The 22763-nt window shown below is 72.5% G+C and carries 21 protein-coding genes; 8 read left to right on the forward strand and 13 right to left on the reverse strand.

Annotated features, from left to right (window positions below):
• Positions 1 to 28: 28 nt before the first annotated feature.
• Positions 29 to 3805, reverse strand: coding sequence for a S8 family serine peptidase (locus tag ACFWBN_RS23400; protein WP_385178844.1), 3777 nt, complete (start codon positions 3803 to 3805; stop codon positions 29 to 31).
• Between the two features lie 198 nt (positions 3806 to 4003).
• Between ACFWBN_RS23400 and ACFWBN_RS23405 the strand changes: the two genes are divergently transcribed.
• Together ACFWBN_RS23405 and ACFWBN_RS23410 are read left to right on the forward strand one after the other, a co-directional pair.
• Positions 4004 to 4981, forward strand: coding sequence for a helix-turn-helix domain-containing protein (locus tag ACFWBN_RS23405; protein ID WP_385178892.1), 978 nt, complete (start codon positions 4004 to 4006; stop codon positions 4979 to 4981).
• Between the two features lie 24 nt (positions 4982 to 5005).
• The gene (locus ACFWBN_RS23410) at positions 5006 to 5491 is read left to right on the forward strand and encodes a DUF456 domain-containing protein (protein WP_385178845.1); all 486 of its coding nucleotides are present in this window, start codon (positions 5006 to 5008) and stop codon (positions 5489 to 5491) included.
• A 43-nt stretch (positions 5492 to 5534) separates the two neighbouring features.
• Here ACFWBN_RS23410 and ACFWBN_RS23415 read toward each other — a convergent pair whose 3' ends face one another.
• The 5 genes from ACFWBN_RS23415 to ACFWBN_RS23435 form a co-directional block, all read right to left on the reverse strand.
• Positions 5535 to 6197, reverse strand: a complete 663-nt coding sequence (locus ACFWBN_RS23415; protein ID WP_385178846.1) for a methionine ABC transporter permease — start codon at positions 6195 to 6197, stop codon at positions 5535 to 5537.
• On the reverse strand, positions 6194 to 7255 hold the full coding sequence (locus ACFWBN_RS23420) for a methionine ABC transporter ATP-binding protein (RefSeq protein ID WP_385178847.1): 1062 nt from the start codon (positions 7253 to 7255) through the stop codon (positions 6194 to 6196). Before ACFWBN_RS23420 ends, ACFWBN_RS23415 begins: the two co-directional genes overlap by 4 nt.
• Positions 7252 to 8121, reverse strand: coding sequence for a MetQ/NlpA family ABC transporter substrate-binding protein (locus ACFWBN_RS23425; protein WP_385178848.1), 870 nt, complete (start codon positions 8119 to 8121; stop codon positions 7252 to 7254). The genes ACFWBN_RS23420 and ACFWBN_RS23425 overlap by 4 nt, the downstream gene beginning before the upstream one ends.
• Before the next feature lie 249 nt (positions 8122 to 8370).
• Positions 8371 to 8841: a hypothetical protein gene (locus tag ACFWBN_RS23430; RefSeq protein ID WP_385178849.1), complete on the reverse strand. Its 471-nt coding sequence runs from the start codon at positions 8839 to 8841 to the stop codon at positions 8371 to 8373.
• Between the two features lie 68 nt (positions 8842 to 8909).
• Positions 8910 to 9485: a TetR/AcrR family transcriptional regulator gene (locus ACFWBN_RS23435; protein ID WP_385178850.1), complete on the reverse strand. Its 576-nt coding sequence runs from the start codon at positions 9483 to 9485 to the stop codon at positions 8910 to 8912.
• Between the two features lie 130 nt (positions 9486 to 9615).
• Between ACFWBN_RS23435 and ACFWBN_RS23440 the strand changes: the two genes are divergently transcribed.
• Positions 9616 to 10065 carry a nuclear transport factor 2 family protein gene (locus ACFWBN_RS23440; RefSeq protein WP_385178851.1) on the forward strand — a complete coding sequence of 150 codons (450 nt, stop codon included), beginning with the start codon at positions 9616 to 9618 and terminating at the stop codon, positions 10063 to 10065.
• A gap of 236 nt (positions 10066 to 10301) precedes the next feature.
• Here the strand turns inward: ACFWBN_RS23440 and rsgA are convergent, their stop codons facing one another.
• Complete coding sequence (gene rsgA, locus ACFWBN_RS23445) at positions 10302 to 11411, reverse strand: ribosome small subunit-dependent GTPase A (protein WP_385178852.1); 1110 nt, start codon at positions 11409 to 11411, stop codon at positions 10302 to 10304.
• 351 nt (positions 11412 to 11762) lie between these two features.
• Between rsgA and ACFWBN_RS23450 the strand changes: the two genes are divergently transcribed.
• Together ACFWBN_RS23450 and ACFWBN_RS23455 are read left to right on the forward strand one after the other, a co-directional pair.
• A complete protein-coding gene (locus ACFWBN_RS23450; protein WP_385178853.1) occupies positions 11763 to 12194 on the forward strand; it encodes a VOC family protein in 432 nt (143 codons plus the stop codon).
• 89 nt (positions 12195 to 12283) lie between these two features.
• On the forward strand, positions 12284 to 13294 hold the full coding sequence (locus ACFWBN_RS23455; protein ID WP_385178854.1) for a hypothetical protein: 1011 nt from the start codon (positions 12284 to 12286) through the stop codon (positions 13292 to 13294).
• A gap of 6 nt (positions 13295 to 13300) precedes the next feature.
• On the opposite strand, the gene ACFWBN_RS23460 is transcribed toward ACFWBN_RS23455, so the two are convergent.
• Genes ACFWBN_RS23460 through ACFWBN_RS23470 form a run of 3 tightly spaced genes read right to left on the reverse strand, consistent with a single transcriptional unit; the run spans position 13301 to position 16055 of the window.
• Positions 13301 to 14155 carry a hypothetical protein gene (locus ACFWBN_RS23460; RefSeq protein WP_385178855.1) on the reverse strand — a complete coding sequence of 285 codons (855 nt, stop codon included), beginning with the start codon at positions 14153 to 14155 and terminating at the stop codon, positions 13301 to 13303.
• Positions 14152 to 14808 carry a response regulator gene (locus ACFWBN_RS23465; RefSeq protein ID WP_385178856.1) on the reverse strand — a complete coding sequence of 219 codons (657 nt, stop codon included), beginning with the start codon at positions 14806 to 14808 and terminating at the stop codon, positions 14152 to 14154. The genes ACFWBN_RS23460 and ACFWBN_RS23465 overlap by 4 nt, the downstream gene beginning before the upstream one ends.
• On the reverse strand, positions 14796 to 16055 hold the full coding sequence (locus ACFWBN_RS23470) for a histidine kinase (protein ID WP_385178857.1): 1260 nt from the start codon (positions 16053 to 16055) through the stop codon (positions 14796 to 14798). The genes ACFWBN_RS23465 and ACFWBN_RS23470 overlap by 13 nt, the downstream gene beginning before the upstream one ends.
• A 176-nt stretch (positions 16056 to 16231) precedes the next feature.
• Between ACFWBN_RS23470 and ACFWBN_RS23475 the strand changes: the two genes are divergently transcribed.
• Positions 16232 to 16627, forward strand: a complete 396-nt coding sequence (locus ACFWBN_RS23475; RefSeq protein ID WP_385178858.1) for an LPXTG cell wall anchor domain-containing protein — start codon at positions 16232 to 16234, stop codon at positions 16625 to 16627.
• 21 nt (positions 16628 to 16648) lie between these two features.
• On the opposite strand, the gene ACFWBN_RS23480 is transcribed toward ACFWBN_RS23475, so the two are convergent.
• Together ACFWBN_RS23480 and ACFWBN_RS23485 are read right to left on the reverse strand one after the other, a co-directional pair.
• A complete protein-coding gene (locus ACFWBN_RS23480) occupies positions 16649 to 17896 on the reverse strand; it encodes a cytochrome P450 (protein WP_385178859.1) in 1248 nt (415 codons plus the stop codon).
• Positions 17893 to 18615: a TetR/AcrR family transcriptional regulator gene (locus ACFWBN_RS23485; protein ID WP_385178860.1), complete on the reverse strand. Its 723-nt coding sequence runs from the start codon at positions 18613 to 18615 to the stop codon at positions 17893 to 17895. Before ACFWBN_RS23485 ends, ACFWBN_RS23480 begins: the two co-directional genes overlap by 4 nt.
• Before the next feature lie 180 nt (positions 18616 to 18795).
• Here ACFWBN_RS23485 and ACFWBN_RS23490 point away from each other — a divergent pair, with 180 nt between their 5' ends.
• Entirely contained in the window at positions 18796 to 19638 is an 843-nt protein-coding gene (locus ACFWBN_RS23490; RefSeq protein WP_385178861.1) for a hypothetical protein, read from the forward strand.
• A 33-nt stretch (positions 19639 to 19671) separates the two neighbouring features.
• On the opposite strand, the gene ACFWBN_RS23495 is transcribed toward ACFWBN_RS23490, so the two are convergent.
• Positions 19672 to 20796 carry a YihY/virulence factor BrkB family protein gene (locus tag ACFWBN_RS23495; protein WP_385178862.1) on the reverse strand — a complete coding sequence of 375 codons (1125 nt, stop codon included), beginning with the start codon at positions 20794 to 20796 and terminating at the stop codon, positions 19672 to 19674.
• Positions 20797 to 20813: 17 nt separating this feature from the next.
• On the opposite strand from ACFWBN_RS23495, the gene ACFWBN_RS23500 reads away from it, so the two are divergent.
• A complete protein-coding gene (locus ACFWBN_RS23500) occupies positions 20814 to 22457 on the forward strand; it encodes an acyl-CoA dehydrogenase family protein (protein WP_385178863.1) in 1644 nt (547 codons plus the stop codon).
• Positions 22458 to 22763 lie beyond the last annotated feature (306 nt).

Raw genomic sequence — 22763 nt, forward strand, 5'->3', positions numbered from 1 at the left:
TGGACCCCTTCCGCTCTACCCGTACGGATCAGCGGACGTCGTACGCCCGCGCGACCGTCTGGGTGACCATGGCGCCGTTCGCGTCGGTCAGTTCGACCTTCAGCGACACCGGCTTGCCGGCGGCTCCGGCGTGGTCCACGACCGCGGTCCACTTGCCGCCGCGCTCGCCGACCTTCGCCTCCGTCCAGTTCTCACCGTCGTAGGAGTACGAGAGCTTCGCCGACTTCAGCGCGCCCGGCGCGTACCCCGCGTGCCCGGTGATGCCCAGTCCGATGCTCTGGCCGTTGGCCGCGGCGAGGGTCTTCCTGCCGTCCTCCGGGAGGGAGAGCGACGGGAAGAGGATCGGGAGGGCCTGGGAGTACTGCGACGCGTCCAGCTTCGAACGGAAGGTCCAGCTGGTCTGCACCGCCTGCGAGCGCTGCCAGACCCGCGCCGGGGCGCCGAACTTCTCGATCAGCTGGGTGAGTTCGTACGTCGACTCCTCGGCCGGGACCTCGAAGACCCCGGACGGGTACCAGCTGTCGCCGATCTGCTCGCCGTTGCGCTTGAGCACCAGGTTGCCGACGTCGCCGAAGCTGCCCGGCTGCGCGTAGTGCCCGCTGTCGCCCCACATCGCACTCGCGAAGCCGATCAGGTTGCCCTGCCGCTCGGCGGCCAGCACCGGCCGCCCCGCCGAGTCCCGCGGCGCGACCGGGCCGACGACCCCGTCGTACCACCTCTCGGTGCGCTGGGCGCCCTTGGTGTAGGTGCGGTGCTGGTCGACCATGAACTCGCCCCACGGGAAGCTGCTGGAGATCAGGTGGTCCCAGGCGGTGTCACCGGCCGAGTAGTACTCGGTGCGCGCGGCGGGCACCGCGACGGTCTCCAGGCTGCCGAAGAACACCGCGTGGCCCAGCGGCCGGTAGGCCCCGACGAGGTCGGGGTACTGGGCGGCCACGCCCATGGAGCCGTAGGTCGACTCGACGGTGCCGAGGTCGCGGTCGCGCACCCGGTAGGTGCGGTCCCCGTGGACCGAACCCTTCTCGATCTGCGCCAGGTTGTAGATGTACGGGCTCTTCGCGCTGCCCTTCCAGTTCAGCGTGACCTTGCCCGCGCCGAGCTTGGCCAGCAGTGCCTTCGCCTCGCCGGATTCGATGGTCAGGGCGGGGAGGGCGCCGCCGCCGTAACCGGTGAAGCCGACCCAGCGGCCGGGGGCGTCGCGGTAGGCGAGCACGGCCTTGGCGCCTGCCGCCTTCGCGTGGCCCGCGGTCTCGTTCAGGGATGCGTCGGCCGCCTTCACCAGCACGATGGCGTCCTTGGCGCCGGCCGCGGCCAGCTCCTCGGGGGTGCCGCCGCCCGCGTTGACGAGGGGTGCGCTGCCGGTCCCGTCGAGGTTGTCGCTGCCGGTGGAGGCGGTGATCGGGTGCAGCACCGGGCCGCCGGTGGCCTTCAGCTCGGAGATCAGCGGCGCGCCGGCGCGCCAGTAGCTGCCGAACTCGAACCCGCCCTCGTCGGCCTTGCCTTCGACCGAGGCGTAGAAGCCGCGGATGGTGCGGCCGCCCATGGCCGTGCCCGCGTGCAGCCAGGCGTCGTCCCAACTGCGGGCGAAGGAGAGGGTGGTGCTGCGGGCCTCGGTGGGCTTGTCCGCGGCGATGGAGAGCCGGGCCGCCTTGCGGGCGTCCAGCACGATCGTGGTGTCCTTCTTCAGCTCCACCTGGGGCCGGCCGAGGTAGGTGAGCGAGTCGATCAGCGTGGATCCCTCGCCCGCGTCGGGGGTGCCGACGAAGGCGGAGAGGAAGTAGGAGCCGGGGCGGACCCGGTAGACCTGGTCGACGGAGCCCTCGTTGAAGCGGCGCTCGCCGGTGGCGTCGTCGGTGCCGATCACGTCCAGGGAGGACGGTCCGGCGGCCGGCTTGCCCGCGCGGTCGACGAGCTTGACGCGCAGGGTCACCGTCTCGGGCTCTACGTAGAGCGAGAAGGGGGTGGAGACGCGCACGCCGTTCGCCGTGGCGACGACGCGGCCGGTGACGTCCCCGTACTGGGAGCGCTCCAGCTTCGCGGCCGGGTCGAGGGCGAGCGGCACCTTGACGGTGGCGCCGGCCGGGACGGTCACCGTGCGCTTGTCGAGGCGGGCGACCTGGCTGCGGACGGCGGAGCCGTCGTTGCCGGTGACCTTCTCGACGGCGAGGTTCAAGGTGACGGGCCTGGTACCGGTGTTGGTGTACGGGATCTCGACGCCGGTGCGGTCGCTGCGGTCCTGCGGCCAGTTGTACGCGCCGCCCTGTACGGCGGGGGCGCCGGTGACGGTGGTGTCGATGGCGGCCTTCACGTCGAGGCGGCCGCCGCCGGTCTCCCGTACGTCGCCGGGGACGCCGGTGTTGGCGGATCCGACAAGGGCGGCCTTGATCTGCTGCGAAGTCCAGTCGGGGTGGCGCTGCTTGACGATGGCGGCGGCGCCCGCGACGTGCGGGGTGGCCATCGAAGTGCCGGACATGGACTGGTAGGCGTACACCCCGCGGCCGCCCGCGGCGGCGGCGGAGATGCCGACGCCGGGAGCCGCGATCTCGGGCTTCAGGGTGTGCTGGAGTCCGGCGGGACCGCGGCTGGAGAAGGAGGCGGTGGTGTCGTCGCGGTCGACGGCGCCGACGGTGAGCACGCTCGCCGCGCAACCGGGCGAGGAGACGGTGTTGTTGCCGGGGCCGGAGTTGCCGGCGGCGATCACGAACAGCGGGCCCTGCTGGGAGAGCCGCTCGGCTGCCGCGGCGAGCGGGTCGTCGCAGGCCGTCTGGGAGGGGTCGCCCAGGCTCATGGAGACCACGTCGGCCTTGGACTCGACGGCCCATTCCATGCCGGCGATGATCCACGAGTCGAGGCCGTAGCCCGCGTCGTTGAGGACCTTGCCGCTGAGCAGCTCGGCGCCGGGGGCCACGCCCTTCTTGGCGCCGCCGCTCTCGGTTCCGGAGCCGCCGACGGTGGAGATGGTGTGGGTGCCGTGGCCCTGCCGGTCGGTGTCGGTGTCGGAGTCGGTGAAGTTCTTCGACTGGGCGACGCGGCCCTTGAGGTCGGGGTGTTCCAGGTCGGTGCCGGTGTCGAGGACGGCGACCTTGGTGCCCTTGCCGTCGTAGCCGGCGGCCCAGGCGGCGGGGGCGTTGACCTGCTTGGTTGAGCGCTCCAGGTTCGCCTGGACCTTGCCGTCCAGCCACAGCTTCTTCAGCCCGCCGGACGCGGAGCGGGCCCGGGCGTCCGCGCCGGAGACGTCGGCGGTGACATCGGCCCAGAAGGCGGCGGCCTGCTCCTTGTCGGCGGCGAGCGCGACGCCGCCGATGGAGCCGAGGACGAGGGAGCGGTCGGCGCCGCGGGGCGCGGGCGGGGCGCTGCGCGCCACGTTCACGGTGCCGTCGTAGACCGCGATCAGGGGGAGCTTCTTGGTGTGGGCGTCGTCGTAGCCCTGCCGGATGAGGCCGGTGACGTTGAAGAGTTCGTGGTCGGTCCTGCCCGCGGCGAGCGCCTTGATCGCGCTCTCGGGGTAGACGTACAGGTCCTTGCCGTTCTGGCGGGTCTGCACGATGGGCTGCGAGCCGTCCGGGCGCGGCATGGCGGTCGCCGCGGTGCGGCCGGCGGCGTCGGTGGAGACCAGGATCCGGTCTCCGGTGACCAGGGTCACGGTGACGGGCGCGGTGGGCTGCTTTCCGGCCGCCTCGCTCCCGACGACGGGTCTTGTGTCCGGCGCTCCGCCGCTCGGCTGTGCCGTGGACGGGCCCACGGCGGTGACGGCCAGGACGGCAGCGGTGGCCGTTCCCAGTGCCGTACGCGATATCGGGCGCATCGCTCTCCCCAGGTGAATTCCGGCCAACTACGGCATTGCACGGCAAAGCTGCCGCGTAAATGGCTTCTGGCCGGCGGATGTTGGTGCTGCGGTGGCTCGACCTTTACAGAGAGGCGGGGGGTGCGGCGATGATGTCCACGGCGGGTTTGCGCCGTGGCCGCTTCCCGCCAGGCGCTGTTGAAAGGGCGGGTGGACGCGTTGCTGGGTGCGATAGGCCTGGACGAGGGCCAGGAGTCGGCGTACCGGGCTCTGGTGGCGCTGGGGGCGGCGGAGGTGCCCGACCTCGCGCACCGGCTGGCGCTGGCGGTTCCGCAGACGGAGCGGGCGCTGCGGCACCTGGAGCGGCAGGGGCTGGCCGCGCAGTCCTCGGCCCGGCCGGGGCGCTGGGTGGCGGCGCCTCCGGGGGTCGCCCTGGGGGCCCTCCTCACCCAGCAGCGGCACGAGCTGGAGCAGGCGGAGCTGGCGGCGGCGCTGCTGGCCGAGGAGTACCGGGCGGAGGCCGCCGAGCCGGCCGTGCACGACCTGGTGGAGGTGGTGACGGGCGCGAGCGCGGTGGCGCACCGCTTCCACCAGCTCCAGCTGGGCGCGGTGGAGGAGGTGTGCGCGCTGGTCAGCGGCCGCCCGCAGGTGGTGCGGGGCATCGACAACGAGGCGGAGGAGCGGGCTGCCGTACGGGGCGTCGACTACCGGGTGGTGATCGAGCGGGAGGTGCTGACCGGGCCGAGCGGCATCCGCGAGGCGTCGACGGCGCTGGCCCGGGGGGAACGGGTCCGGGTGACGGGCGAGGTCCCCACGAAGTTGGTGATCGCGGACCGGACCCTCGCCATGGTCCCGCTGACGAAGCGCGGCGCGGAGCCGGCGGCGCTGGTGGTGCACGCGTCGGGGCTGCTGGAATCCCTGATGGGCCTGTTCGAGGCGGTGTGGCGGGAGTCGCTGCCGCTGCGGCTGGGCGCGACCGGCGCGCCGGAGGAGTCGGACGGCGGCCCGGACGCCACGGACCTGGAGATCCTGACGCTGCTGCTGGCGGGGATGACGGACGCGAGCGTGGCGAAGCACCTGGAGCTGGGGTTGCGGACGGTCCAGCGCCGGGTGAAGGGGCTGATGGAGCTGTCCGGGGTCACGACGCGGCTCCAGCTGGGCTGGCACGCGTACGAGCGGGGCTGGGTGGCCCGATAGGCCCTGGTCGGTCAGGCTGGGCAGATGGATCTGCCTCAGCTGCTCCTGGTGGGGCTGGTGCTGCTGCTCGGGGTGGTCGGGGTGCTGGTCCCGGGTGTGCCGGGCACCTGGCTGGTGTGGGCGGGGCTGATGTGGTGGGCGCTGCACGAGCGGTCGGCGGCGGCGTGGGCCCTGCTGGTCGCGGCGACGGCCCTGCTGCTGGTGGTGCAGGTGGTGAAGTGGCAGCTCCCGCCCCGGCGGCTGCGGGGGGTGGGGGTCACCCGCCGGATGGCGGTGTTCGCGGGTGCCGGGGCGGTGCTGGGCTTCGTACTGGTCCCGGTGCTGGGGGCGGTCCCGGGCTTCATGGGCGGCATCTACCTGTGCGAGCGGCTCCGCCTGGGGACGCACGGGGAGGCGTGGGCTTCGGTGCGGGCGGTGATGCGGGCGGTGGGGACGAGCGTGCTGGTGGAGCTGTTCGCGTGCCTGCTGGTGGTGGGGGCGTGGCTGGGGTCGGTGGTGGCGGGGGTCTGACGGCCGCCGGCGGGCGGGCCCCACCGGCGGCCGTCGGGGCCGGTCAGCGCCGGAGCACCTTGCGGGACACCAGGTTGCCCAGCAGTTGCGCCGACTGAACGAGCCCGATCAGCACGAGTACGGTCACCACCATCACCGAGGTGTCGAAGCGCAGGTAGCCGTAGGTCATCGCCAGGTTGCCGACGCCCCCGCCGCCGACCATCCCGGCGACCGCCGAGAAGTCGATCAGCGCGACGAGCATGAAGGTCAGGCCGAGGACGAGCGGCCCCAGGGCCTCGGGCACGAGGACGGTGAGCAGGATCCTCAGCGGGCTCGCCCCCATCGACCGGGCCGCCTCGATCACACCAGGTTCGACGGAGAGCAGGTTGGACTCGACGATCCGTGCGACCCCGAAGGTCGCGACGACGGTCATCGGGAAGATCGCCGCGTCCGTGCCGATCATCGTCCCGACCACGCCGCGGGTGACGGGCGCGAGCGCGACGATCGCGATGACGAACGGGACGGGCCTGACGATGTTGATGACGGCACCGAGGACCGCGTGGACGAGCCGGTTCGGCAGGACGCCGCCCTTGCGCGTCGCGTAGAGGGTGAGGCCGGCCGCCAGTCCGCTCACCGTGGACAGCGCCAGGGTGATGAGGACCATGTAGACCGTTTCGCCGGTCGCGTCGAGGACTTTGGGCCAGAAGGTGGTCCAGTCCGCCTTCACCGGACACCCGCTTCCGTGCGCGAGGGGCCGGCGGGCCTGGTCTGACCGGCCTGCCCGCTCGCTTCGGTCAGTCCGGTCAGTCCGGTGACGACGGCTTCCACCGCCGCGCTCTCGCCGCGCAGTTCGAGGGTCACGCTGCCCAGGGGGCGGCCGCGTACGTCGGCGACACCTCCGTTCACGAGGGTGAAGTCGACGCCGTGGCGGCGCAGGAGCCCGGACAGCCCGTCCAGGACCGGGCTGCCGTCGACGACCGGCACCGTGACCAGGCGTCCCGGGTGGCGGGTCCGCAGCCGCTCCAGCAGCTCGGCGTCCGGCTCGCTGTGCCGGGCGGCGCGCACGAAGGCGGCCGTGGTCGGGTGGCGCGGCCGCGCGAAGACCTCGTAGACCTCGCCGCTCTCGACGACCTTGCCGTCCTCCATGACCGCGACCCGGTCGCACAGCCCGCGTACGACCTCCATCTCGTGGGTGATGAGGAGGATCGTGACGCCCAGCTCCCGGTTGACCCGGCGCAGCAGGGTCAGTACCTCGGCGGTGGTCTGCGGGTCGAGGGCGGAGGTCGCCTCGTCGCAGAGGAGCACCTTGGGGCGGGTGGCGAGCGCGCGGGCGATGCCGACGCGCTGGCGCTGGCCGCCCGAGAGCTGTTCGGGGTAGCGCGTGCCGTGGTCGGCGAGGCCGACGAAGTCGAGCGTCTCCTCGGCGCGCGCCCTGGCCGCCCGGCGGTCCATCCCGGCGAGGCGCAGCGGATAGAGGACGTTGCCGAGGACGGTGCGCGAGCGGAAGAGGTTGAACTGCTGGAAGATCATGCCGATTTCGCGGCGGATGGGGCGCAGCCGGCGCTCGCCGAGGGCGGAGAGGTCGTGGCCGTCCAGGAGGACGCTGCCGGAGGTCGGCTCCTCCAGGCCGTTGACCAGGCGCAGCAGGGTGGACTTCCCGGCGCCGCTGTGGCCGACGACCCCGAAGACGGTGCCCGCCTCGACGGACAGGCTGACGCCGTCGACCGCGCGCGCTCCGCCGGGGAACTCCTTGCGGACGTCCCGCAGTTCCACGGCGGCCGTCATCGCTTCAGCTGCTTCTGGATGCGCGCGACCTCGGCCTGGAGGTCGGCGGCGGGCAGGTCGACGTAATGGGCGGTGCCCTTGCTGGTGCGGCGGACCTCGTCCTGTACGGCCTGCGAGGTGTAGAGCTTGACGATCTTCTGGTAGGTCGGGTCGTCCTTCTGGTCCGCGCGGGCGGCGATGACGTTGACGTACGGGAGGGACTGCGGGCTCGCGGGGTCGTCCTTGAAGAGCGCCTTCTCGGAGCCGACGCCCGCGAGCTCGGCGACGCCGCTGTTGATGATCGCGGCGTCCGCGTCCTGGAGGGTACGGGGGGTCTGCTGGGCGTTCACCGGGGTGAGCTTGACGTGCTTGGGGTTGGCGGTGATGTCGTCCGGGGTGGCGAAGAGACCGGCGTCCTTCCGGAGTTCGATGATTTTCGCCTGCTCCAGGACGCGCAGTCCGCGGCCCTGGTTGGAGGGGTCGTTGGGCAGCGTGATCTCGGCCGCGTCGGGCAGGTCGGCGAGCTGCTTGTGCTTGCTGGAGTAGAGGCCGAGGGGCACCACCGAGGTCGGGGCGATGGGGGCGATGTCGGTCTTGTTCTCGGTGTTCGACTGCGCGAGGAAGACGAGGTGTTGGAAGGCGTTGAGCTCGATGTCCCCGGCGCTGAGGGCCTTGTTGGGCAAGGAGTAGTCGTCGAAGACGACGGTCTCGACGGTGAGGCCCTCCTTCGCGGCCTCCTTGGCGAGGACGTCCCACTCCGAGGCGTCGCCGGAGACTCCCACCCGGATGCGGTTGCGGTCGGTGTCGCCGAGGCCGCAGCCGGAAGCGAGGAGGACGAGGACGGTGGCGGCGAACAGGGTACGTCGGCGCGTCGGTGCAGAAATCATTGTGTGATCCATATGCAGAGAAGAAGCCAAAGCGAAGGGATCCATGGATCGTAGATCGAATCCCGCACTTGCCCTTCACATCGAAAGAATCGTTAACGTCACTGCAATGATTCAAAGGTCGAGGAGGTCAGGACCCCCTCGCGCGTCCACGCCTGGGGCCTCGACGCCCAGGCCGCCACCGTCTCTCTCGCCGGACTCCACTTCGCCGCCAACTTCATCCGGTCAGCGGGATGACCCGAAAGAAGAATCCTAGGCCTCAGGGTCGGCAGAAGTGCGTTTGTAGTGGCATGGGTAGGGATATGGGTCCCCCCCGCCCGCATAGACAGTCCCGTCCATCTGCAGCTCTCCATTCTCCAAAAAGAATTGCAGAAACTGGACGTCGTTGTGATTGTTGAAATTAAGTACCAGATAGGGCGACAGGCCGGGATCTTTGTTGACCCCATGCCATTCCCCGTCGGATGAACGGCGTGTCACCTGCGAGTCCGGCCCGGGGCCGTCCCACTCGACCGGAAAGTCTTTGCTGGAAAAAGTGTAATCGTCGCGTAGCCGGACCACCGGCGATCCGCATTTCCGCTCGCCATCCCATCGGCCGACCAATTCGGAATGAGTGACGGCCTCTGGAGTGACGACGGGTTTGCCTGCCCCGCAAGAGGACGGGGCGAGTGCCGTCACGCTGACAGCCGCAAGGCTTGCGCTGATGCGAAATATGTCGGATTTCACGCTATCTACTTCCGGCCGTGTCCTGGGATGGCGCCCAGTATGCCGGTCGATGATCCGAAAGAAACGGCCTAGCGCTGCGGCCGCAGCCCGTCGAAGACCACCGCGAAAATCCGCTCCCGGGGCTCCGGGTCCGCTCCGAGCTGCTCCAGCGCCCTGCCGGTACCGGCCAGGAGGGCGATGAACTCCGGCAGACCCAGCTCCGGGCGGACCGCCCCGGCCCGCTGCGCCCCGGCCAGCAGTTCGGCCAGCCGGGCCTGGATCTCCCTGGTCGGCCCCTGCAGGGACGCATGCACGTCGACCCCGGCCGCGGCGAGGGCCTGCGCGAACTCGCTCTTCCCCTCGGACTGTTCCACCACCAGGCGGAAGCAGCCGAAGAAGGCTTCGGCGGGCCCGGCCTCGGCGGCCAGCCGCGCGGTCTGGGCCGCCATTTCCTCCAGCCTGCGCACCATCACCGCCTCCAGCAGCGCCTCCTTGGTCGGGAAGTGCCTGAAGAGCGTGCCGACTCCGACCCCGGCGGTCCGGGCGATCTCCTCGGTCGGCACGCCGACGCCGCGGGTGGTGAACACCTCCGTGGCGACATCCAGCAGCCTGGCCCGGTTGCGGGCGGCGTCGGCCCGCAGCGGGCGCTCCTGAGCGCCACCCATCCCACTCCCACCTTTCGCCGTCGACGGCAGACCCACCGCTCTGGACAACCGGACTACCCAGTCCGTATCGTGAAAACGGAGTCGCTAGTCCTATTCTATCCGGGGATCGGTTTCCCACTGGAGGTTGGTCATGCCTGAAACGCTGTCACCGCGCGAAGTCTTCCAGAGGCTGATCGACGGCATCGGCGCGGGACGCTTCACGGAGCTGGCCGAGCTCTACGCCGAGGACGCCGTGGTGGAGACCGTCTTCGAACCGGTCGGCCCGCGCCGGGTCGAGGGGCGGGCCGCACTCAGGGAGCGGTTCGCCCAGGTCTCGGCGAGTTCGCCCGTGGAACTGACCCCGGCGAACGTGGTCGTCCGGGAAACCGACGACCCCGAGGTGGTCGTCGCGGAGTTCGACTACCGGGTGCACCACCGGCTGACCGGACGGACCTTCGAGTCCGCCAACATCCAGGTACTGCGGGTCCGCGACGGCCTGATCGTCAACAGCCGGGACTACCACGACCACCTCGCCCTCATCGTGGCCGGCGACAACCTGCCCCAACTGGTGGCGGCACTCTCGCCCAATGCGCGTGCGTAGGACTGGCATTGCGCTGACGCGCACTTCCAGGCCTACGCCCGCCACATCCAGCCCCTCCGGCGCTTGAGGAGCGGGGTACGGGGCGGAGCCCCGAGATCCAGCCCCTCCGGCGTTTGAGGAGCGGGGGCTCGGGGGCAGCGCCCCCGCAACGGCGGCCGGCCCAGGACACAGGCCGAAGCCCCCGCGACGGGACCGCAGCCGCGGGGGCAGGGGGAAGCGGGGGACCCCGCTCGGGATCAGGCCCGGCCGCCCCGCTTGGCGGCGTAATTGGCCCGGCCCTCCGCCGACTTGAGGCGCCAGTCGCGGCGGATCTCCGACCGGACCCTGGCATCCGTCTTCGCCACGATCCGCTGGTTCTCCCGCAACAGCTTGCGGTAGCTCTCCAGCCTCCGCTCCGGCAGCTCACCGCCGGCCACGGCGCCCAGCACCGCGCACCCCGGCTCCGCCTCGTGCGCGCAGTCGTGGAAGCGGCACCGCTGCGCGTACTCCTCGATCTCCGAGAAGACCTGGCCGACGCCCGCCTCGGCGTCCCAGAGCCCCACCCCCCGCAGCCCGGGGGTGTCGATCAGCACGCCGCCGCCCGGCAGGGCGAGCAGGTTGCGGGTCGTCGTGGTGTGCCGGCCCTTGCCGTCGACCTCGCGGGCCTCCTGGACCTCCATCACATCGGCCCCGAGCAGCGCGTTGGCCAGCGTGGACTTTCCGGCGCCCGAGATGCCGAGCAGCACGCTCGTACCGCCCCCGAGGACGGCGGACAGGATGTCCGTGCCCTCCCCTGTGACGGCGGAGACGGTGAGGACCTGAACCCCCGGGGCGGTGGTCTCCACGTCCTGGACCAGGTGGCCCAGCGTCGCCGGGTCCGGGACCAGGTCCGTCTTGGTGAGTACGACCAGCGGCTGCGCCCCCGACTCCCACGCCAGGGCCAGGAAGCGCTCGATGCGCCCCAGGTCCAGCTCGACGGCGAGGGAGACGGCGATGATCGCGTGGTCGACGTTCGCGGCGAGGATCTGCCCCTCGGACCGCTGCGAGGAGGTGGAGCGTACGAAGGCGGTCCGGCGCGGCAGGTACGCCTTCACGTACCGCGGGTTGCCGGAGGCCTCCACGGCTGCCCAGTCGCCGGTGCAGATGACCCGGAGCGGGTCGTGCGGGGTGACGAAGGCGGTGTCGGCGCGGACGATGCCGTCCGCGGTCATGACGTCGCACTGGCCGCGGTCGACGCGTACGACCCGGCCGGGCACGAGGCCCTGCTCGGCGTACGGGGTGAACTCGGCCGCCCACGCGTCGTCCCAGCCGAAGGGGGTGAGGGCGTGCGAGAGCGAGGCCTGCGGGAAAGAAGAGGTGTAAGACAAGGGGAACCCTTCACAGGGTGGCCCCGGCAGCACGCGCGCTCGCTCGGCGGCGCGCGGAAAGGTGTGAGGTCAGCCGGAGACCACGGAAGTGACATTGATGGTCTTCTGAGTGCGGGCAGCGCCCTGCGCGACGACAGTCATCAACGAACTCACCTCCGGGTCATGCACGTGCCGATGTGCTCCGGCCGATCGGCGGGAACGGATCCACCGTAACAAGCTCCCTCGCGACGGGGCCAATTGTTTTTTCGGCGAGTCCCGGCCGGACGGGCGTTTCGACGTGCGCGGCGGGCCCTCCTGGGCGACGGTGGACCCTCCGCCCTTGGCGTTGTCGCGCTTCCGAGGAGACCTGCCGTGAACTGGACGCTCGAAGTCGTTCTGGTCCCTGTCACCGACTTGGACCGGTCGAAGGAGTTCTACGCCGACAAGGTCGGCTTCAGGGTCGACCTCGACGACGAGGTCGCCCCCGGCGTCCGCATCATCCAGCTGACCCCGCCCGGCTCGCGGTGTTCGATCGCGCTGGAGCACGGCCTGCCGCCGGCGCCCGGCGCGAAGGCGATGGCCCCGGGCACCCTGCAGGGCCTCCAGCTCTGCGTCACGGACATCGAGGCGGCCCGCGACGAGCTGGTCTCCCGGGGCGTGGACGCCTCCCCGATCCGCCACGTCGGCGCGGCGGGCTGGGAGGAGGGCAAGGGCGACACTTGGAACTCCTTCCTCTCCTTCGAGGACCCGGACGGCAACGGCTGGGTGCTCCAGGAGGCCCCGTCGGAACTGTCGGAACGCTGACGGGCTGACGGGCTGACGGGCCGGCGGGCTGGCGGGCGACTGGCTGACCTGCGTCTTCACCGGATCGGACCGTGCTGCAGTATGTGCGCATGATATTTGGCAGGAGGGCGTTCCCGGGGGCCGTGGCCGACTTCGAGAAGGCCGTGCGCGCCCAGGACACCAAGGGGGCGGAGCGGGCGTTCTCAAGGCTCCACCGGCTGGCCGGGAAGGCCCGCGCCGACGCGTGCCGGGAGGCGGGTCCGCGGTTGGCGGCGCTGCTGCCGGAGGTGCCGCCGGGGCCGCGGGCCGCGGTCGCGGTGGTGGTCGGGGCCTGTGTCGAGCGGGGCGCGGACGCGTTGGCGTGTGCGCCGGGGATCTTCGCCGGGGCGCGGGAGGCCTTCTCGGCCGCCGCTGAATTCTGCGAGCGCTGGGCGAGGACGGGGGACGACGAGCTGCCCGACCTGGACGACCCGCTCACCGACGAGATCGTCGAGCGGACGGGGTACGAGCTCGCCGTCGGCTGGCTCACCCTGCCGCAGTGGGAGATGGCGGGCGTCGCCGTGCTCAATGCCCGGGCCACACGCCGGATGGTCGAGGGCAAGGCGGAGTTGTCGGCGCTCGTGGAGCGGGCCGCCGAGGCGTCCGGCCACGACTTCAAGTGCCTGACGTACGCGCTGCGCGTGCTGGACGACGAGCCGCTCCTCGTCCTGCACCGCCCCTCCGGGACCGGCTACGCCCTGCGCATGCACGGGATCGGCGACAACTTCCAGCTGCACACGCTGCTCGCGGGTGTGCTCATCGGCGGGGAGCACCTGCCCGGCGAGGCGCCGTCGGCGCGGGAGATCGCGGTGTGCCGGGACGCCCCGGGGCAGGTCCCGACCAGCGGGGCGTTCAACCTGGTCGGCGCGGACGGAGGCTGGATCTTCAACGAGGGCAGCCCGTCCGACATCCGCGTGGTCGACGGCGCCCGGCTGCTCGTCCTCGATCCGCCGCCCTACCGGCGCGGGTGGCCCGCCGGGCGGTTCTTCCCCGGTATGCACGGCGACCTGGTGCTGGAGCGGGTGCTCGGCGCGGACGAGGCGGCCACTTGGCTCGGCAAGGTGGCGCCCTCCGAGCGGTGATGCCGCTCAGCGCTCCGGGTAGGTGGCCGCGGCGCGGCCAACGGCCGTCCGCAGGTCCAGGGTGCGGGGGGAGGACGGGTCGTGGAGTGCGGGCGGGACCTGGCAGCGGCCGCCGGTCGCTTCGCAGGTGACGCGGAAGCGGGTGGCCGCGGGGACGGTCACCGCCACGCGGCCCGAGCCGGCGCGGGCGGTCACGTGGTCCGGCGGGGTGAGGAAGACCGCGGCGGCCCGGCCGGAATCGACCCGGATGTCGGCCTCGGTGGAGGTGAGGCCGGTGGCCACCAGGCTGCCGGAGCCGACCTTGGCGCGCAGGGCGCCGCGGAGCGCCGTGAGGTTGATCCGGCCGGAGCCGACGTCCGCGTCGACGGTGCCGCCGAGGCCGCTGATGTCGACCTGGCCCGATCCGGCCGTCACCTTCACCGGGATGCCGACGGGCACGGTGACGCCCAGCTGGACCGAGCAGCCGACCCCCGAGGTCAGCCAACTTCCCACGCCGGGGCAGCGCGGGGTCAGCCTCAGGGTGTCGCCGAGCCAGCTCTCCTCGATGGTGGGCGCCCTCAGAGACCAGCTCAACTCGGCGCGGTAGCCGACCTCCTGGTCCGCGCGCGGGGTGACGGTCACGTTCGCGCCGCCGCCCACGATCTCCAGCGCGGTCACCGGGCGGCCGTCGCTGCCGCCCACCGCGACGCCGCTCCGGGAGGTCGAGTACGACCACGCCTGCCAGGTGGCCGGCGCCACGATCAGGAGAGCGCTCAGGACGGCCGCGGCGATCCACGCCGTCCGCTGCCACGGGCGGGCCTGGGCCGTCGCGCGAGTCGGGCCGGACGGGCCGGGCGGGCCGGGCGGGCCGGGAGACGTCACGGGGTGCCGTCCAGGAAGCGCAGGACCGCGAGGACCCGGCGGTGGTCCCCGTCCGCCGGGGGCAGGTCGAGCTTGGCGAAGATGCTGTTGATGTGCTTGGCCACCGCGCTCTCGCTCACCACCAGTTCGGCGGCGATCCCGGCGTTCGAGCGGCCCTCGGCCATCAGGGCCAGCACCTCGCGCTCGCGCGGGGTGAGGCGTTCGAGGGGGTCCGGGCCGCCGCCGCGGCGCAGCAGGAGCTGGGCGACGACCTGCGGGTCGAGCGCGGTGCCGCCTGCCGCGACGCGCCGCAGGGCGTCGATGAAGTCCTCGACGTCGGCGACCCGCTGCTTGAGCAGGTAGCCGATGCCCGAGCCGCTCTGCGCGGCCAGGAGATCGGCGGCGTACCGCTCCTCCACGTACTGCGAGAGCAGCAAGACCGCCGTGTCCGGGCTCTGTTGGCGGATCATCAGGGCCGCCCTCACGCCTTCGTCGGTGAATCCGGGTGGCATCCTGACGTCCACGAGGGCGAGTTCGGGGCGGTGTTCGTCCACCGCGGCGAGCAGCGCCTCGGCGTCCCCCGTCTCGGCGGCCACCTCGAATCCGGCCATTTCGAGGACTTTGACGAGTCCTATGCGCAGCAGGACGGAGTCCTCGGCGATCACAGCCCGCACGGCAGCTCCACAGTGATGACGGTCGGGCCCCCGAGGGGGCTGTTGATCATGATGGTTCCGTCCACCGACCCTACGCGTTTGCGCAGGCCCACCAGGCCGGTGCCGCGAGCCGGGTCGGCTCCGCCCACCCCGTCGTCGGTGACGGTGACGGCCAGTACGTCGCCCCGGCGGCCCGCCGTTCGTACGAGCCGTACCGAACAGTGGTCCGCCCTGGCGTGCTTGGCCACATTGGCCAGGGCCTCGGAGACCACGAAGTAGGCGACGGCCTCCACGGTGGGGCCCGGCCGGGAGGCGAGGTCGACGGTCAGCTCGACGGGGAAGGGGGCGCGGGCGGCGACCCCGGAGAGCGCGGCGTCCAGGCCCCGGTCCTCCAACACGGCCGGATGCAGGCCCCGTACGAGGTTGCTGAGCTCCTCGATGGCCTCCTTGGCCTCCCGGTGGGCCTCGTCGATGACGGCCCTGGCCTCGGGCGGCAGGTCGGGGAGGGTGGCGCGGGCGATGCCGAGGTTCATGGCGAGGGCGACGAGCCGCTGCTGGGCTCCGTCGTGCAAGTCCCGCTCGATCCGGCGGCGTTCGAGGTCGGCGGCGTCGAGCACCCCGGCCCGGCTCTCCGCCAGGTCCTCGACGCGCCGTTCCAGCTCGCGGGCCCGGTTCGGGCCGAGGAGGGCGGCCGCGGCGACGGCGTCCAGGCGCGTGAAGAGCGCGGCGAGCCAGGGCGCGGCCAGGAGCAGCAGGGCGCCGCCTGCGGTGATGAGGTCGGACTCGTTGGTCCAGCCCGTGGTGCCGGTGTCCGCGGGCAGGATCCAGGACCAGCCGTAGAGGCTCGCGGCGGCCGCGCCGAGGGCCCACGCCAGGACCACCACGGCGCCGCCGGCGGCGGCGAGCGGGCTGACCAGGAGGTGGTAGCCGTACTGCCGCCACGTCGCCTCGGAGCGCACCCGCTCGGCCAGCCCGCGCGGGCTCGACCACCGGTTCTCCCGCACGACCGCCGGCACGTCGAGGCCGAGCAGCGCCCAGAAGCGGCTGCGCTGGAGCAGGGTGAGCGGCGGGGACAGCGCCAGGATCAGGAGCAGCGGGACCACGCCCTGCCCGGGTCGCAGGGCCGCGTACGTGAGGCCGAGGACGGCGGGGAGGGCCGGCGGGATCGCGGCCACCGTGAAGGCCGTGTTGCGCCAGGCCCACGCCGACCACGGCGCGTGGCCCGCGATCCAGGTGTGCGCGCGCCGCAGCGGGCCGGGAGTTGCCATGCCCGTACGGTAATCGCACTGATCAGGGGCCTGCCATCACGCTGGTGCCCGCACGGGGGTGTATCTGGCACCACCCCCGGTTCGGACAGAGGGGTTACTGATCTCGGCGGCCCGGCGGATGAGGCTGGTGGTGTGCCCGGGGGACGGACCGCCGGGCCGGAAGGAGACCCGCAGCCATGGCACTCGTCGCCCCGCAGGCCCGCACCTGGCGCACCCCCCGGGCGGCCACCGTCCTGACCGGAGCCGGTGTGGCGCTGGTGCCCTGGATGCTCGTACTGGCCAAGACGGTGCCGCAGACCGCCGAGGTCTCGAACTGGGCCACCGCCTGGATCGGCCTGGACCTGATGCTGGCCGCCGGACTGGCCGGGACCGGGACGCTCCTGCGCAAGCGGGACCCGCGGGTGTCGCCGGTGGCGGCGGCGACCGCCGCGCTGCTGGTGATGGACGCCTGGTTCGACGTCACGACCTCGGCCGGGACCGGCGGCCAGGGCATGGCCCTCCTGCTGGCGGCGGGCGCGGAGCTGCCGCTGGCGGCGGTGTGCGCGGTGGTGGCCGCACGCCGCCAGGACTGAAGCGGCGCCCCTGCGCCGGCGCTAACCGAACCGTACGGGCAGGTACTTGATGCCGTTGATGAAGTCGGAGCGGAGCCGGCGGACCTGGCCCGTGAGGGCGAAGTCGGGGTGGTGGGCGAGCAGTTCGCCGATCAGGGCCTTGATCTGCGTACGGGCCAGGCCGGCGCCCAGGCAGAAGTGCGGGCCCCCGCCGCCGAAGGCGAGGTGGTCGTTGGGGGTGCGGCGGATGTCGAAGGTGAAGGGGTCGGCGAAGACCTCCTCATCGCGGTTGGCGGAGGTGTAGTAGGTGACCACCTTCTGGCCCGCGGAGATCGGACGCCCGCGCAGGACGGTGTCGCGGGTCGCGGTGCGGCGGAAGTTGTGGATCGAGCCGCCCCAGCGCAGGAACTCCTCCGTCGCCGAGGCCCACAGCGCCTCGTCCCGCGGGGAGGCGGCCAGTTCGGCGCGGGCGGCGGGGTGTTCGGCCAGGGCCAGCAGGGTGGCGGAGAGCAGGTTGCGGGTGGTCTCGTTGCCCGCGACGCACAGCAGCACGAAGAACATGTTGATCTCGTGTTGCGTGAGCCGGTCCCCGTCGACCTCGGCGTGCACCAGGGTGGAGAGGATGTCCTCCCGGGGGTGCGCGCGCCGATCGGCGGCCAGCGCGTCGCAGTAGGCGTAGATCTCGGCGGCCGCCGCGTCGCTGTCGTGGCGGCCCGCGGAGAGCTCCGGGTCCTGGCCGCCGGCCATCCGGTTGCTCCAGTCGAAGATCAGCCGCTCGTCGCCCGGCGGTACGCCGACCATCTCGCAGATCGTCTGGATCGGCAGCCAGGCGGCCACCGCGGAGACGAAGTCCATGTCCCGGCCTGGGACGACCGCCGTGTCCACCAGGGCGGCCGCGCGCTCGCCGATCCGGGCCGCCAGCCGGCGTACCACCCGGGGGGTGAAGCCGGCGCTGACCAGGGCGCGGTAGCGGGAGTGGCGCGGGGCGTCCATGCCGAGCAGCACCAGGCGCAGGGTCTCCAGGGACTCGGGGCTCTGGTCGCGGACCATGAAGGAGCCGAGCTCGGTGGACCAGAGCTCGGGGTCGCGGCTGATCGCCTTGACGTCGGCGTGGCGGGTGATCGCGTAGAAGCCGTCCTGGCGGCCCGGGCCCGGTACTTCGTGCCAGTGGACGGGGTCCTCGCGGCGCAGCCGGGTGAACTGCGCGTGCGGGACCTCGCGGGCCCAGGTGTCTTCCAGCAGGTCGATGTCGCCGATGGGGATGCCGGTGGGGATACCGGTGGGGTTCACGAGTCCACTTCCCTTCGGGGTGCCTTCAGGAGGGCGCCCAGCGCTTCGAGGACGACGGAGTCGGGGATGCCGTGCGGGTCCAGGCGGTGCTGCATGGCGAGGCCGAGCAGGACGCCGAGGACGAGGGCGCCGGTCTCCTCGGGCGGGCGGCCGAGCGGGGTGCCGGCGGCCTCGGCCCAGTCGGCGAGGCCCTCGCCGAGCTGGGCGCGGATCTCGGCGTAGCGGTGGGCGAGTTGCGTGCCGATGAGGGGGCCTCGGGCACCGTGCAGCCAGAGCTCGGTCTCCAGGAGCAGCCAGGAGTCGCCGTGTTCGGGGTGCGGGCGGGTGAGGCTGCGCCACATCGCGGAGAAGTGCACGGCCGGGTCCGCCGGGTCCGCGCTGTCGGCGATCTCGGCGGCGAGCTCTTCCGCGGTCCGCTCCTTCCAGACCTCCAGGAGGGCCAGCAGCAGCCCCTCCTTGCCGCCGAAGTGGCTGTAGAGCGCCCCGGTGGTCCGCCCGGCCGCCTCGGCGACGGCCTCCGCCGAGACGGCGTGGTAGCCCTTGCGGGCGAACAGCTCGGCGGCGGCGTCGATGAGCCGGGACCGGGTCTCGGACTTCCGTACGGCCTGTCGCCCTTTCGCCCGCGGCGGTCCCGGCGGCTCGGGTGCGGGCGGCTGGGCGGGTGCGGGCGGCTGGGCAGGTGCGGATGACCGGGCGGGTGCGGACTCGTGGGGCTGCATGGGGGCTCCCGGGTTATATCGGGGTTCCGATATAACGTGCGCCTCGATCTGACGGAACGTCAATCCCCGCGTCGGAACCCGTTGCCGCTTCGCGTCCGGCACAGGACGAAGATCGATGGCTTCGCCTGCCGTCGCGCCGGTAAGGTCACCGCATCCGTTGTCACCAGGGGGAGTTGAGACGTGACCGAGAGAGTCGGGCAGCAGGATCCGGGGAGGATCCCGCCGATGCCGGGGCAGCCGCCTCAGATGGGCCCCGTGCCGCCGGTGGCGCCGTCCGGCCACCCGCCGCGCTGGGCCTGGTGGGTGATCGGGATCGTGGTTCCCGTCGTGGGGACCGTGGCCACGGTGTTCGCCACGTCGGAAAGGAACGACCCGCCGCCGCACGCCGCCGGCGCCTCGGCACCGGCCGCCTCGGCGTCGACCCCGCAGACCACGCCGTCCCCGTCGAAGTCGGCGACGCCCTCGGTCGCCCCGCTGGCCCCCTCGCCCGGCACGTCCTCGACGTCCCCGTCACCGGCGGCCGGCCCGGACCTGTCGGCTCCGGCCGGGTACCGGCCCCAGCAGGGCCGGTGGGGCATCGCGCCCCCGCCGTGCGGCGAGACACTGCTGGTCGACCTCGACGCCGGGGTGTCCACGTCCGTCAAGGTGCGGCGCGACGGGGACACCGCGCCGGCGGAGCAGACCACCGCCACCGAGCTGGAGTACCGGCCGGAGGACTTGGGGTGCGGCAATGCGGGTGACGCGGCGACGTACGTGCAGCTGCGGTCCGCCACCGGCCGGCAGGTCGGGGTGCTGCGCGCGGGGCAGCCCCAGACCTTCGAGAACTGCCGGGCCGCCGCGGGTACCGGCTTCGGACCCGTGCAGCTGGGAGGCGGCGCGGCGCAGGGGCGCGGCCTGGTGAAGGGCGCTGCCCTGTGCTCGGTCACCGACAAGGGCTCCGTGGCCCTGGCCCTCATCGAGGACGTCAGCAAGGAGTACAGCCCGACGATGAGCGGCCGGCTCATCGTCTGGGCCAAGGAGTGAACGGCTGAGGCTGACCGGGCCCGGGCCGCGGGGTCAGTGCTTGCGCAGCCGGGACGAGTAGTCCTCCGGCGGCAGGAACTTCGACCAGCGCTCCGGGAACTCCGACGGCATGCCCTCGTCCTCGTCGTCCTCCGATTCGCCCTCCGCCATCGCCCGCCAGGCGGCGGCCCGCGCGATCAGCTGCGCGGCCTCCGCCTCGCGCGCCCGCTCGTTCGCCTCGCGCGCCGCCGCCGTGGCCACGGACGGCCAGACCCGGTCGATGGCCGCGTTCACGGCGGCGCCCACGAGCACCGCGAAGGCCGAGATGCCGATCCACAGGAGGACGGCCACCGGGGCGGCCAGGGAGCCGTAGATCGTGGGCCCCTCGACGGTGTTGGTCAGGTAGATCCGCAGCAGGAAGGAGCCCAGCACCCACATGGCGAGGGCCACCAGCGCGCCCGGCACGTCCTCGATCCACGGGGAGCGCACGGGCACCGACACGTGGTAGAGCGTCGTCAGGAAGGCGATGGACAGCAAGGTCACGGTCGGCCAGTACAGGACCGCGATGACCTCGGTGCCCCAGGGCACGAGCCGGACCACCGCGTCCGGCCCCACCACCATCAGCGGCAGCACGATCGCGCCGATCAGCAGCGCGATGATGTACAGCAGGAAGGCCAGCAGGCGGGTCTTGACGATGCCGCGCTGCCCGTCGAGCCCGTACATGACGGTGATGGTGTCGATGAAGACGTTCACCGCGCGCGAGCCCGACCACAGGGCGAAGGCGAAACCGAGGGAGATCAGGTCCGGGCGGCCGCGGCCGGTGACGTCGTCGAGGAGGGGTCTGGCGATGTCGTTGACGCCCCGGTCGGACAGGACCGTGCCGACCGCGCCCAGGATGTTCTCCTCGATGCTCTCGACGGTCCGGGTGTCCGTCCAGCCGTCCACGTAGCCGAGCAGGCCCAGCAGGCCGAGGAAGAGCGGGGGCAGCGAGAGCAGGGTGAAGAACGCCGCTTCGGCCGCGAGCCCGAGGATCCGGTACTCGATGCAGGAGTTGACGGTGTCCTTCAGCAGCAGCCAGCCCATCTTCCGTTTGGAGACGTTCCGGTAGAGGGCGCGGGCCCGGTGGAGCCGTCCATGGCGTCCTGGGATCCCCTCGGGTGTTTCTTTTGCTGGCTGCACGTCCTTACGGTATCGGCATGGCAGCCACCACCCACACAGTCACCAATCAGGCCCCGCCCCTGGTGGGCTACGACGTCTACGGGGGCGACCGCGCCCTCACCGAGGGCGTGGAGCGTCATCTCGCCTCCGCGGACCCCGAACTCCTCGGCGGGGTACGCGAGGAGCTCACCGCCCTCGGGCGCGCCGCGGGTTCCGCTCAGGCCCAGGAATGGGGGACGCAGGCGAACGAAAATCCGCCGAAACTGCGGACGCACGACCGGTACGGGAACCGGATCGACGAGGTCGACTTCCATCCTGCCTGGCACCGCCTGCTCGGGCACGCCGTGTCCTCCGGGCTGACCGACGCCTGGGGGCGGCCGGCCGGGCACCTGCGCCGCGCCGCCGGATTCTTCGTGTGGTCCCAGGCCGAGGCCGGCCACGGCTGCCCGATCTCGATGACGCATGCCGCCGTACCGGCGCTGCGGGCCGATCCGGAGCTGGCGGCCGAGTGGGAGCCCCGGCTGACCTCGCACGTGTACGAGGAGGGGCTGCGGCCGGCCGCGCAGAAGGCCGGTGTCCTCTTCGGCATGGGGATGACGGAGAAGCAGGGCGGGAGCGACGTACGGGCGAACACGACGGCGGCGGTGCCGCTGGACGCGTCCGGCGAGTACCTGCTGACCGGGCACAAGTGGTTCTGCTCGGCTCCGATGTGCGACGGCTTCCTGGTGCTGGCGCAGGCTCCGGGCGGGCTGACCTGCTTCCTGGTTCCGCGGGTGCTGCCGGACGGGACGCGCAACGTGTTCGCGATCCAGCGGCTGAAGGACAAGCTGGGCAACAAGTCGAACGCGTCGAGCGAGGTGGAGTTCGACGGGACCTGGGCGCGGCGGGTCGGCGAGGAGGGCCGGGGGGTGCGGACCATCATCGAGATGGTCGCGGCGACCCGGCTGGACTGTGTGATCGGCTCGGCGTCGCTGATGCGGCAGGCGCTGACGCAGGCCGTTCACCATGCGGAGCACCGCTCTGCTTTCGGAGCACCGCTCATCGACCAGCCGCTGATGCGCAACGTCCTCGCCGACCTCGCCCTGGAGTCGGAGGCGGCCACCACCCTGACCCTGCGCCTCGCGGCCGCCTACGACGCCGGCACCGAGCAGGAGAAGGCCTTCCTGCGCCTCGCCGTGCCCGCCGCGAAGTACTGGGTGACCAAGCGCTGTACGCCGATGGTGGCGGAGGCCCTGGAGTGTCTGGGGGGCAACGGCTACGTCGAGGAGTCCGGCCTGCCGAGACTGCTGCGCGAATCCCCGCTGAACTCCATCTGGGAGGGGTCGGGCAACGTCCAGGCCCTCGACGTGCTCCGCGCCCTCCAACGTGAGCCGCAGGCGCTGGGGGCCTTCCTCCAGGAGGTCGGGCTCGCCCGGGGCGCCGACCACCGGCTGGATTCGGCCATCAAGGACCTGCTGACGGAGCTCGCCGACCTGGAGGGCATCGAGGCGCGGGCCCGCCGCGTGGTGGAGCGCATGGCGCTGGTGCTCCAGGGATCGCTGCTGGTGCGGTGGGCTCCGCCGGAGGTGGCGGACGCGTTCTGCGCCTCGCGGCTGGGCGGCGACTGGGGCACGGCCTTCGGCACGCTGCCGCACAGCCTCGATCTGCGAGGAGTCGTGGAACGGGCGCGGATCGCAGGCTAGGGAGGGGCGCCGGGGACCCCCCAAGGTCCCCACGACCGCTCCGAGCCCGGATCCGGGCCCGTCGACCGGGAACAGGGGTGGCGCCGCGCCGACTCGGCACCACCCCTGATCCGAGAAGCCCCGAGGAGGAGCTGTCACGCCGCCGAGCGGCGTCCGGACAGTTTCGGTCGGGTGACCGGGACTTGGCGAGAGTTGCATACCGTTGCAACCTTTGAGTCGGCAGCCGCCCGCCGGGGGTGCCGGGGGAATCGGTCTTCGCGGACCGCCCGGGCGGCTTCCTTCGCACGTCCGCACGTCCGCACGTCC

Source organism: Streptomyces sp. NPDC059989, from assembly GCF_042736975.1.
GTDB lineage: Bacteria > Actinomycetota > Actinomycetes > Streptomycetales > Streptomycetaceae > Streptomyces.

Excerpts from the sequence above, each read along its gene's own strand:
- ACFWBN_RS23400 (WP_385178844.1), bottom strand. The coding sequence starts at position 3,805 with ATGCGCCCGATATCGCGTACGGCACTGGGAACGGCCACCGCTGCCGTC.
- ACFWBN_RS23410 (WP_385178845.1), top strand. The coding sequence starts at position 5,006 with ATGGATCTGCCTCAGCTGCTCCTGGTGGGGCTGGTGCTGCTGCTCGGG.
- ACFWBN_RS23420 (WP_385178847.1), bottom strand. The coding sequence starts at position 7,255 with ATGACGGCCGCCGTGGAACTGCGGGACGTCCGCAAGGAGTTCCCCGGC.
- ACFWBN_RS23425 (WP_385178848.1), bottom strand. The coding sequence starts at position 8,121 with ATGATTTCTGCACCGACGCGCCGACGTACCCTGTTCGCCGCCACCGTC.
- ACFWBN_RS23435 (WP_385178850.1), bottom strand. The coding sequence starts at position 9,485 with ATGGGTGGCGCTCAGGAGCGCCCGCTGCGGGCCGACGCCGCCCGCAAC.
- ACFWBN_RS23440 (WP_385178851.1), top strand. The coding sequence starts at position 9,616 with ATGCCTGAAACGCTGTCACCGCGCGAAGTCTTCCAGAGGCTGATCGAC.
- ACFWBN_RS23455 (WP_385178854.1), top strand. The coding sequence starts at position 12,284 with ATGATATTTGGCAGGAGGGCGTTCCCGGGGGCCGTGGCCGACTTCGAG.
- ACFWBN_RS23470 (WP_385178857.1), bottom strand. The coding sequence starts at position 16,055 with ATGGCAACTCCCGGCCCGCTGCGGCGCGCGCACACCTGGATCGCGGGC.
- ACFWBN_RS23475 (WP_385178858.1), top strand. The coding sequence starts at position 16,232 with ATGGCACTCGTCGCCCCGCAGGCCCGCACCTGGCGCACCCCCCGGGCG.
- ACFWBN_RS23485 (WP_385178860.1), bottom strand. The coding sequence starts at position 18,615 with ATGCAGCCCCACGAGTCCGCACCCGCCCGGTCATCCGCACCTGCCCAG.
- ACFWBN_RS23500 (WP_385178863.1), top strand. The coding sequence starts at position 20,814 with ATGGCAGCCACCACCCACACAGTCACCAATCAGGCCCCGCCCCTGGTG.